The organism is Nostoc sp. S13 (genome assembly GCF_029379315.1).
Taxonomy (GTDB): domain Bacteria; phylum Cyanobacteriota; class Cyanobacteriia; order Cyanobacteriales; family Nostocaceae; genus Nostoc.
Window position 1 is genome coordinate 1 of sequence record NZ_JAQYWQ010000166.1, and the last position, 11,176, is coordinate 11,176.

General features: G+C 41.8%; 11 protein-coding genes. 10 read left to right on the forward strand and 1 reads right to left on the reverse strand.

Annotated elements, in window-relative coordinates:
* Window positions 1–106 precede the first annotated feature (106 nt).
* Complete coding sequence (locus PUQ00_RS30260; protein WP_300423452.1) at window positions 107–898, forward strand: ABC transporter ATP-binding protein; 792 nt, start codon at window positions 107–109, stop codon at window positions 896–898.
* 2 nt (window positions 899–900) lie between these two features.
* Here the strand turns inward: PUQ00_RS30260 and PUQ00_RS30265 are convergent, their stop codons facing one another.
* Window positions 901–1,740 (reverse strand): Rpn family recombination-promoting nuclease/putative transposase, encoded by an 840-nt coding sequence (locus PUQ00_RS30265; RefSeq protein WP_300423453.1) that lies wholly within the window; start codon window positions 1,738–1,740, stop codon window positions 901–903.
* A 345-nt stretch (window positions 1,741–2,085) separates the two neighbouring features.
* Here PUQ00_RS30265 and PUQ00_RS30270 point away from each other — a divergent pair, with 345 nt between their 5' ends.
* From PUQ00_RS30270 to PUQ00_RS30310, 9 genes are all read left to right on the forward strand, one after another.
* The gene (locus PUQ00_RS30270) at window positions 2,086–2,817 is read left to right on the forward strand and encodes an ABC transporter ATP-binding protein (RefSeq protein ID WP_300423455.1); all 732 of its coding nucleotides are present in this window, start codon (window positions 2,086–2,088) and stop codon (window positions 2,815–2,817) included.
* Window positions 2,818–2,850: 33 nt separating this feature from the next.
* Window positions 2,851–3,414: a Uma2 family endonuclease gene (locus PUQ00_RS30275; RefSeq protein ID WP_300423456.1), complete on the forward strand. Its 564-nt coding sequence runs from the start codon at window positions 2,851–2,853 to the stop codon at window positions 3,412–3,414.
* A 341-nt stretch (window positions 3,415–3,755) separates the two neighbouring features.
* Entirely contained in the window at window positions 3,756–4,403 is a 648-nt protein-coding gene (locus PUQ00_RS30280; protein ID WP_300423458.1) for a histidine phosphatase family protein, read from the forward strand.
* A gap of 84 nt (window positions 4,404–4,487) precedes the next feature.
* Window positions 4,488–5,513: a glucokinase gene (locus tag PUQ00_RS30285; protein ID WP_300423459.1), complete on the forward strand. Its 1,026-nt coding sequence runs from the start codon at window positions 4,488–4,490 to the stop codon at window positions 5,511–5,513.
* Window positions 5,514–5,558: 45 nt separating this feature from the next.
* A complete protein-coding gene (locus tag PUQ00_RS30290) occupies window positions 5,559–6,161 on the forward strand; it encodes a hypothetical protein (RefSeq protein ID WP_300423461.1) in 603 nt (200 codons plus the stop codon).
* Between the two features lie 350 nt (window positions 6,162–6,511).
* A complete protein-coding gene (locus tag PUQ00_RS30295) occupies window positions 6,512–7,153 on the forward strand; it encodes a Uma2 family endonuclease (protein ID WP_300423462.1) in 642 nt (213 codons plus the stop codon).
* Between the two features lie 74 nt (window positions 7,154–7,227).
* On the forward strand, window positions 7,228–7,392 hold the full coding sequence (locus PUQ00_RS30300; protein WP_300423464.1) for a hypothetical protein: 165 nt from the start codon (window positions 7,228–7,230) through the stop codon (window positions 7,390–7,392).
* Between the two features lie 43 nt (window positions 7,393–7,435).
* The gene (locus PUQ00_RS30305; RefSeq protein ID WP_300423465.1) at window positions 7,436–8,899 is read left to right on the forward strand and encodes an efflux RND transporter periplasmic adaptor subunit; all 1,464 of its coding nucleotides are present in this window, start codon (window positions 7,436–7,438) and stop codon (window positions 8,897–8,899) included.
* Between the two features lie 161 nt (window positions 8,900–9,060).
* The gene (locus tag PUQ00_RS30310; protein ID WP_300423467.1) at window positions 9,061–10,278 is read left to right on the forward strand and encodes an ABC transporter permease; all 1,218 of its coding nucleotides are present in this window, start codon (window positions 9,061–9,063) and stop codon (window positions 10,276–10,278) included.
* The last annotated feature ends 898 nt before the right edge of the window (window positions 10,279–11,176 follow it).

Sequence of the window (11,176 nt, forward strand, 5' to 3'; positions counted from 1 at the left end):
GTACAGAATACCTTTCCTGTATTCTGACGACTGGCACCTTTATTCTGTTCGATAAAAGTTTTAGAGAATTATTGCGTAAGTCTTATATTCATAATAATATGCACAAATGTCACATAGTATTCCAGCAACTAACAGCAGTATTATCTTAGAAGCAAGAGCATTGACTCGCCGCTTTGGTGGTCTAGTGGCGGTAAATAATGTTTCTTTTAGTGTAAATAAACATGAGATTTTTGGACTGATTGGCCCTAATGGTGCTGGCAAAACAACACTGTTTAATTTGATTACCGCCTTCATTCCACCTTCTAGCGGTCAATTAATTTATCAAGGTGGGAAAATTTCCCAACTACGTCCTGATCAAATTGCTGCTTTAGGTATCGCCCGTACCTTCCAAAATATCCGCTTGTTTGGGGAATTATCGGCGTTAGAAAATGTGATAATCGCCCGACATTTACACACTAAAAGTAATATGATTACAGGAGTTTTGGGATTACCACCAGCCCCTAGTGAAGAATTGAAAACTAAGCAAATAGCTTTAGATTTATTGGATTTGGTGGGCTTGAGCGATCGCGCTGACGAAAAAGCCAAAAACTTTGCTTACGGTGCTCAGCGTCGCCTAGAAATTGCCCGCGCTTTAGCATTAAAACCGCAAATCTTACTTCTCGATGAACCTGCGGCGGGGATGAACCCCAACGAAAAACAACAACTCAGTACATTTATTCGCAGCCTTCGCGATCGCTTCAATTTGACGATCATCCTCATTGAACACCATGTACCATTAGTTATGGGTTTGTGCGATCGCATTGCTGTATTAGATTTTGGTCAATTAATTGCTTTAGGTAAACCATCTATAGTTAGAAATGACCCAGCTGTAATTGAAGCTTATTTGGGAAATGAATGAATTTATTTAGACAAAATACTCACAAATTCTTCTAAAGAACTCACAGCGATCGCGCCATCCATTAAAATTTCTAATTGCTCCACATTCTTGCCCTCAAGCCTTACTTCTACCTCATGGGGAATTTCGCCAAAGCGTTGTTGTAATACCCGGATTAGCTGCTGTCGCGCACCCTGTTGAATACCTCTTTGCTCAATTTCTTCATACCAAGGCGATTCTCGGAATACTGCCATATCCCACCTCATGATTTGTTGGATTAAAGGCGTGTCTAACACAAAGCTAGCAAAAAACGCCAGCAATGATTCTAACTGGTTCAACTGTGCATCTGCTCGTAGCACCTGTAAAGCGCGTTGTACAACCGATGCTTCTCCTCCTCCTCGCAGGATTGGCACAAAGGGTAACAACGATGGTAATGGTTTCTGAAACACTATCTCAGCATCGATTTCCCACAAATTAATCACGCGATAATCTTGGATGGCACGTAATCCCAAAAATTCCTGCTCGTAACTGCTAACAATAGTTAACGTAGATGGGGGCGGTAAGATATTAACGAGTACTGGGTAAGTTGGCAATCGGTAGCGCTCTTGTGCTAGCGCTGCACAGGCTCTCATACGTAGAGGCATCTGTGCTGTATAACGCAACTGTAGTTCGTTGAGGATGAGAAAATCGCCGTGGGTGGTGCTGTATGCCTTCACTAATACATCTGTTTCGCGGTTAATCCACTGAAACTCCGAGCCGAGAATTTCTTTTGCCACGACTTCGGGACGCTGTGTTACCCACTGTACCCAGGCATCGGGAGCTAAACTAATCAGTTTTTTACTACTTATATCTGCTGCTTTTGCCACAGGATGCTTAATATGTTTATCAGAATTAATAATACACTACAAGAATTGGAGTATTTCGTTGCTACTTTCTTTTTTGTTGCGATGTCTACGACGAGCTACGCCTAAATTGATGTATGTTAAATTGTAAATCAGCATTCAACATTTATCAAACAGAATAAAGGTGCCAGTCGCCAGAACTCAGAATGAATTTTGTGCGACCGGTGGATGAATAAACGCGTTTAAGACCCCTACCAAATTTTCTTGTTTTGTGGTCTTCAATCAGTGGCAGGTCTCAATCCCCCACTGATTGCATTCTGACTCCTGAATTCTGACGAATGTATTCTCCTTTAAAGATGTAAACCGCCGATGAAAATAGATAGTCAACCAGATTATACAATTTTAGAACTACAAGAACTTAATGTTAATTATGGCGGTATCCAAGCTCTGAAAAAGATTAATTTAATTATTCAAAAAGGCGAGGTAGTTACTCTAATTGGCGCCAATGGTGCTGGTAAAACTACCACACTCCGCGCCATATCTAAAATAGTTAATCCTAAAAGTGGCGTAATTATTTATAATGGACATCATATTACCCGCCGCCAAGCTCACGAGGTTGTAAAACTTGGTATCGCCCATTGTCCTGAAGGGCGCAGAGTATTAGCGCGACAAACAGTGTTTGATAACTTACTTTTGGGTGCTTATATTCGCTCCAATCAAGCCGAGGTGAAAGCAGATATTCAGCGCCAATTTGAGCTATTTCCCCGCTTGTCACAAAGACGCAATCAACTAGCAGGAACCCTGAGTGGTGGTGAACAACAAATGTTAGCGATCGCTCGTGCTGTCATGAGTAAACCACAACTGTTACTTTTAGATGAGCCTAGCTTAGGTTTAGCACCTGCGATCGTTCGGGAAATCTTCTCGATTATTGAAAATCTCCGGGCTACAGGGGTGACTATTCTATTAGTTGAACAAAACGCTAATCTGGCGCTGCAAATTGCCGATCGCGGTTATGTTTTGGAAGCTGGTTCTATAACTTTAACAGGTGCAGCATCAGAATTAATTAGTGATGAGCGAGTTAAAAAAGCTTATTTAGGGTGATTAATTAAATGAAAACTTGGGAGGTACAAGCGCATGGTAAAATCACCAACTAAACCCCTAACTTTAGAAGAGTTTTTGAAACTACCAGAAACAAAGCCTAGCTCAGAATACATTAACGGTCAAATTATTCAAAAACCAATGCCTCAAGGAAAACATAGTATTCTTCAGGGTGAACTAGTCAGTAATATTAATTCTGTAGCGAAACCTCAAAGAATTGCCCTTGCATTTCCAGAGTTGTGCTGTACATTTGGCGGACGTTCAATTGTCCCTGATGTAGCTGTATTTGCTTGGGAGCGAATTCCCTTAGATGAACGTGGAGAAGTGGCAAATGTTTTTCACACGTATCCAGACTGGACAATTGAGATTTTTTCACCAGATCAAAGCCAGACTAAAGTAACTGGAAATATCTCACATTCTCTAAAGCATGGTAGTCGTTTAGGTTGGCTGATTGATCCAGGCGATCGTTCTGTTTTAGTTTATCCACCAAAGCAGCAACCAGAACTTTTACAAGAAGAACAAGAAATATTACCAGTTCCCGATTTAGTTAGCGATTTTAAATTAACTGTGGGGCAACTATTTGGATGGTTGAAGTTATAAGCAGTTATCTAAATTGATATCTAGTTTTAGGAATACCAAAGGGATGACTATAATAACCCTATCTTACTACCAGAGTATAGACGCTTGAGCAGTATTACCTAGTAACAATTTCTTTGTTGATGGTATTGTTACTAGTGGAGTTTCGTTTGAACCGTCCCAATCTGCTACTTACATTTGAGTCCCTTACAAAATCTTAACTAATCTATACTAATAACTTTTCCAAATCATTTATATTATTACAAATTATTACGATTTTTGTCATATATTAATATTTGCAGCCCTCCTTGCAGATATCTATATTTGTTTAGCGGCGAATTCTATTCATCGGAATAATTAAACCCATGAGTCAAATAGTCTGGATAGCAAGACACGCTAACCGCCTCGACTTTGTAAACCCTGATTGGTTTCTTACCGCCGAACGACGCTACGATCCACCTTTGTCTGATGATGGTATGGTGCAGGCACAACAGTTAGCTAAACGATTGAAAAGAGAAAAGATTGGTCATATTTTCGCTTCTCCTTTCCTGCGAACCGTACAAACGGCAAACGCAGTTGCAGAAGTTCTGAATTTGCCGATCAAATTGGAAACAGGTTTGAGTGAATGGCTAAATCCAGTTTGGATGACAGAAGAACCCGAAAGACTCTCAACTCCAGCATTAGCGCAGCTATTCCCCAGAATTGACTTTAGCTATACTTCGCGCATCGCCGCCAAATATCCTGAAACTCACGAAAAAGTGCGAGAACGTTCTGGGCAAAGTGCTAGATGTTTAGCTACTGAGTTCTTCCCAGAGGATATCCTGCTAGTAGCACATGGTGCATCTGTGTTGGGGGGAGCAATGGGGCTGGTGGGGGAAATTGCCAAAACAGAAGTTAAAGCTTCTTTATGTTCGCTGGTAAAAGTGGTACGCCAAGACCCAGAATGGTTATTAGAACTAACGGGAGATACTTCCCATTTAACCCACATAGAAGAAGTTATTCGATTTGCTTAAACCTCTGATAGAGATTTTAAATCATGGCTTCTGATACGTTGGGTATATCCTACAAAAAAAGTAATTAATTCACGAATAAGTTCTATGACTTTTTTACTAGCAGGAGATATCGGCGGTACGAAAACTATTCTGAGATTGGTTGAAACATCAGACTCACAAAGTTTACATACTATTTATCAGGAAAGCTTCCACAGTGGCGATTTTCCCGATTTAGTACCAATTGTGCAGGAGTTTTTGGTCAAAGCTAATACACCAATACCACAAAAGGCTTGTTTTGCGATCGCCGGGCCCATTGTCAAAAATACTGCCAAGCTAACCAATTTAGCCTGGTTTTTGGATACCGAACGTCTACAAGAAGAATTGGGTATCCGACATGTTTCTTTGATTAACGATTTCGCCGCCATTGGCTATGGCATTTCAGGTTTAGAAAAAAAAGACTTGCACCCGTTACAAGCTGGCAAATCTCAACCGGAAACCCCGATTGCGATTATTGGTGCTGGTACCGGCTTAGGACAAGGATTTTTAATTAAGCAGGGAAAGGACTATCAAGTCTTTCCCTCAGAAGGTGGACACACTGATTTTGCTCCCCGAAACGAGATCGAGTTTCAATTGTTGAAATACCTGCTGAATAAACATGATATCCAGCGCATTTCTGTAGAACGCGTAGTTTCTGGAATGGGAATTGTGGCAATTTACCAATTTTTGCGCGATCGCAAATTTGCCACCGAATCACCAGATATTGCCAAAATCGTCAGAACTTGGGAACAAGAAGCGGGACAAGAAGAGAAAAGCGTCGATGCCGGTGCTGTGATTGGTACAGCTGCACTACAAAAACGCGATCGCCTCTGTGAACAAACTTTGCAATTATTTATAGACGCTTATGGTGCAGAAGCCGGGAATCTTGCTCTTAAACTCTTACCTTATGGTGGCTTATACATCGCTGGTGGAATTGCGCCCAAAATCCTGCCGTTAATCCAAAACAGTGGTTTCTTATTAAATTTCACTCAAAAAGGTAGGATGCGCCCCCTCCTAGAAAATATACCCGTGTATATTATCCTCAACTCGCAAGTGGGGCTAATTGGTGCTGCTTTATGTGCTGCTAGGTTATAACAGCTAGCATCATCAGTAATATCAGCATCTCGAAAGGCAAACAATATGACAATTAAAAGTCTGTTGCCATTAATCGCCGCTACTTTTATCTGTGGTGGATCTGTTCTGGTGGAAGCGCGTCAACCCAAACCTCCAAAGGCTGTTGTCAAACCAACCGTTTCTCAACCCACGCAGCCAAAATGGAAGTTATTCACCGCTCCAGATGGGCGCTTTACTATTTTGATGCCCGGAAGCCCGAACAGAAATACCGAATACCAAAAAACTTACATGGGGGAAATTAACTTAGAAACATTTGTCGCTCAACCACCAAAACAGCAAGTAGCATATGTAGTTGCTTACAATGATTTTCCTTATAGTTACGGTCAAATGGCTGACCCACAAGCTGTACTTAATAATGCACGGGATATAGCTCTCAAGACTACGAGAAGTCATTTAATTAATCAACGAAATATTCGTAGTTCCAATAATCATCCTGGCAAAGAAATTGAGTACATTAATTCTGGAGGTAAAATCACTAAAAGCAGGATGTATGTTGCTGAAGGACGATTGTATCAAGTAATGGCAATAACTACAAAAAAACAGCAGAAGACATTAGCTAAAACCATTACTGGGTATTTAAATTCCTTCCATGTAGTTTTGAGAAAGTGAATTGAAGAAGAATACATTCGTCAGAATACATTCGTCAGAATGCAATCAGTGGGGGATTCAGACCCGCCACTTTCTTGTTGACCACAAAACAAGAAAATTTGGTGGGGGTGCAAAAACGCCGTTTATTCATCCACCAGCGATGCACTGAGCCGGTCGTTGTGTCGCACAAAATACCCAACTGAATTCTGGCTCCTGACTCCTGAATTCTGTTTGATAACTAAAACCTTTATTATATTAGCCTTGCAATCAATTGCAGGGCTAATAAGTTGCTAGGGGCAAATAATAGACAGCTGAATTCTGTTTCGATAAAACTTGTATGATCGTTGTTAAAGTTCTCCTTTAGCAATATTATGAGCGAATTACAGATCCAATTAGTAACTGATACCTGGATAGCAGCAACTTGGGATGAATATATTCAAGTAATTGAAAATCCTGCCTACCAGAAAGCCAAAGGCTACTACCACAATGGATACATGAGGATTGAAATGCCACCACTTGGCCATGACCACGCCTGCGACAACACAATTATTGCCTTTGCTGTTAACCTTTTTTGCACAATCAAAGGTATCCTCGCAAAAGGCTTAACTAACTGTACATATCGGAAAACAGGCTTTAATGAAGCTCAACCTGATGTATCTTACTATATTGGCGAGAATGCTGATGTCATTCCTTATGGAACTTCAATCATTAATCTAGATATCTATCCACCACCAGATTTGGTTATTGAAGTTGCTAATACTTCACTTGCTGACGACCAAGGCGTAAAACGGCTTTTGTACGAAGATTTAGGAGTGAAAGAATACTGGATTTTAAATGTCCAGAATGTGCAAGTTATGGCTTTTGCTATTGAAAACCAAGGTAGTAGGCGGATTACAGAATCTCAGGTATTGTCTGGATTAGCAATTTCTTTATTAAACGAAGCATTACGGCGAACTCGTCAAATAAATCAAAGTCAAGTTGGTGCTTGGTTATTAACCCAATTTCAGCAATAATTACTCAAACCATTCTCAATAACCGTAGGGGAGCCAATTGTTACAGGTAGGCAAACTCCCGCCACAGTACATCAGTGGCTAAAGTCACCCATTTAGGTGAAGACATACAGGTATGTAATGCCTATTATGAAGGAAGATTAAGCAACTATAAAGCTAATTATGCGTCTAGTTGTAAGTTTACTAATAAAGATTTAATCAAAAAGTTTGAAAAAAACCGTATTCCTGCACTTGCCCTTTAATTAAAAGCTACTCGCATAAAACAAGATTCATAGGCTTCTAGATATGTCTACGTACATAGAAATTCCTGTTATCGGCAAAGTTAAGTATCCATTACGCTGGCTGATGGGGTTGATAGCAGGGGGTGTCTTAGTTGTTGGTATCACAGCCTACACCCTGGTAAATCAAGGCAGAAAAGAAGACATTACTCAATTAACTGTGCCAGTGGCAGCGCAAAACGTTACTTTGCGGATTACAGCTAGTGGGAAAGTCGTGCCAGTTCAGAGCGTAAATATTAGTCCGAAGAACCCCGGAGTGCTGTCGCAATTATATGTTGAACAGGGCGATCGCATTCAACAAGGGCAAATTCTCGCCCGCATGGATAGTGCCAGCATTGAAGCCCAAAGGAGCCAATACCGTGCTAACTTAGCCCAAAGTCAAGCACAACTAGCCGAAGCCGTTGCTGGTAGTCGTCCTCAAGAAATCGCTCAAGCTAGGGCGCGATTAGCACAATCTCAAGCCCAGTTAGCCGCAGCCCGCGCTGGTAATCGTCCCCAAGAGGTTGCTCAATCTCAATCCCAAGTGGATGCGGCTCAAGCAAAGGTGAATTACAACACTCAACAGGTAAAGCGTTATCAATACTTATACGAACAGGGAGCAGAGAAAAAACAATTATTCGATCAAGCTATCAGCGACGACAAAAGTGCTAGAGCCAATTTAGAAGAAGCTAAAAAACGATTGTCGTTAGTCCAAAGTGGCACTCGGACTGAAGAAATCGACCAACGCCAAGCGGCTGTGAATGAAGCACGGGCAGCATTAGTTCTGTTGGAAGATGGCACCCGTTCTGAGGAAATTGTCCAGCGTCAAGCAGCTGTTGCAGCTGCTGAGGCTCAATTGAAGGGTGTGCAAGTGCAGTTGGAAGATACAATTATTCGCGCTCCTCTTTCGGGAATTGTGACGCAAAAGTATGCCGAACCAGGCGCGTTTGTTACACCCACAACTTCTGCTTCTAGTAGTGCATCGGCAACCTCTAGTTCAATTGTCGCTGTAGCACGCGGTTTAGAAATATTAGCTCAAGTTCCCGAAGCTGATCTTAGCAGAATGAAACAGGGACAGCAGGTGGAAATTGTCGCCGATGCCTATCCCGATCAAGTTTTTAAAGGTCATGTGCGCCTGATTGCTCCAGAAGCTGTGGTGGAACAAGGTGTGACATCGTTCCAGGTGCGGGTTGCTCTCGATACTGGCATAGATAAACTACGTTCTGGCTTAAATGTGGATCTGACTTTTTTGGGCGATCGCGTCAATAATGCTTTAGTATTACCAACGGTGTCAATCGTCACCGAAAAGGGTAAAACTGGCGTACTTGTACCAGATGCAAACAAGAAACCCCAATTCCGCGAAGTTACAGTTGGGGCGCAAATCCAAGAGCAAACTCAGATTTTAGAGGGAGTTAAACAAGGCGATCGCATTTTTGTTAATCCACCCAAAGACTACAAAATCGGAAAGGACAAGGAAAAAAATAATAAATAATTCTTTTGGCAAGAATATATTGTTTAAACAGCAGGTTAATAGATGGAAAACCTCTGATAACAAGATTTTTTAAATTTTAATTACGAATTACGTTAGCGAGTCAGACGCTCTTAGGTCGCTAACGCTTTGCTATCGAGCGTCATTACGAATTACGGATTAGTATGAACTTTTTAGAAAGTATCCAAATGGCGGGAAAAACCTTGCTGTCAAATAAGCTGCGTAGTGCCCTCACCATGCTGGGTATAGTTATTGGTAACGCCTCAGTTATTGGCATGATTGGTATTGGCGAAAGTGGCCAAAAGTACGTGAATAAACAGCTGGAGTCATTAGGGCCTAATGTGCTGTTTGTGATTCCAGGTAATCGAGAAACTCAGCGTATCTCCTTTGAAGTGCCAAAAACTTTGGTGTTACAAGATGCGGATGCCATCGCTTCTGAGGTACCAACAGTAGTAGGAGTTGCACCAGAGTTAAACAGAAGACAGGTAGTTACATACCGGAACAGAAACACCGATGTCAACATCATTGGCACAACTCCCAGTTTCCTATCGGTGCGGGATTTTGATACTGCTAAAGGCAGGTTTTTCTCTGAGGTAGACATCAAGCGAAGTAACCAAGTTGTTGTGCTAGGTGCAGACTTGGCAGAAAAACTATTCGGTAATAGTAACGCTGTCGGTCAGCAATTGCGACTTGGAAATACCAGCTTTCAAGTGATTGGGACGTTAACAGCCAAAGGTTCTAGCGTCGGTGCAGATTATGATGAAGCTGCTTTAATACCGATTACAACCTCAGCAAATCGACTTGTGGGAAAGAATTCTCCCTATGGCATTGCCTTAGATTATCTCGTCGCTGCCGCTCGTGATTCCGAGAGCGTGGATGCAGCAGAATTTCAAATTACTAATTTGTTGCGTCTACGACACAAAATTAATGGTGAAGATGACTTTACCCTCCGCACCCAGAAAGATGCTTTGCAAACTGTCGGTCAAATTACAGGTGCATTGACAATTATGTTAGCAGCGATCGCTGGCATATCGTTGTTTGTCGGCGGCATTGGCATCATGAATATTATGCTTGTCTCCGTCACCGAACGCACCCAAGAAATCGGATTGAGAAAAGCGATCGGGGCAACTGAGCAAGATATTTTGCTACAGTTCATCATTGAGGCAGTGATAGTTTCCGCAGCTGGCGGTTTAGTTGGGACTGCGGTTGGTATCAGTGGCATTCTATTAGTGGGAGCCTTGACTCCTTTAGAAGCGAGTCTTTCTCCCGTAGCGATTACTATGGCAGTTAGTGTCTCTGCTGGTATTGGTTTATTCTTTGGCGTTGTTCCTGCACGTCGCGCGGCTAAACTTGATCCAATTGTGGCTCTTAGAAGTGCTTAGTGATCGGAATGACGAAACTTAATCTTCCTGATTAGGTTGAGGTAAATAATTCACTAAATCACTTTGACTGGAGAAATCCAACAGCGCTTCAGCTTATTCTTCTAGTTGAGCGATCAATAAAGTGCGAATCTGCTGTTCTATCTTCGGCTTAATTACAGCAAACCTACGTGTCAATTGAGAGTAACCAGCTAGCAAACTCAGCAGGGTAGTTTTCAGCGAGGTATTTGCAGGTGTTATCGTAACTCAAGCGATCGCTAACTAAATAACTGTATTTATAAATTGTGGTCTAATATACCATGTCCATAGTTGAGTATGGAATTTTCAACTGTGCTGACATCTGACTTTTCCCCAAATTAGGACTTACGCACTTTACAAATTGGGTCTCATGTGCATATCAAGCTTATTAAGATAAAAGTCTTGCCCTGCTTCGTTCCTGGGCTGCTGCCTGGGAATCTGATCACTCGGAGGGCTGCTGCCTCCCAGTTTGACAGGAGGCAGCAGCCCTCCCACAAGAGCATTACAAGGCTCTGCCTTGTAACCAGAGGTAATGCACATTTCTTTTGCAAGAGGTCTAATGTTTGCGACAAATCTCCCTGCCCCGCAAGCGAGGAGGGGAAGTTTACGACAAATCACCCTGCTCTAAATTGCATTGTTAGGGGGGTGGTGGAGAGGCTATAGTTTTCGGTTAAAGGAGAAAGTTGTGTAAAAATTACTGGGGGTTGGGTTTGTTGGGTTGCGCTAAAAGGGGGAACGCTTTTTTATAAGACGGTATGCATAGCTAACATTACAACGTTAGTCATCAACATTACAACATTAAGGAGAAACATTACAACGTTGGTCATTAACATTACAACATTAAGGAGAAACATTACAACGTTGGTCATTAACATTACAACAT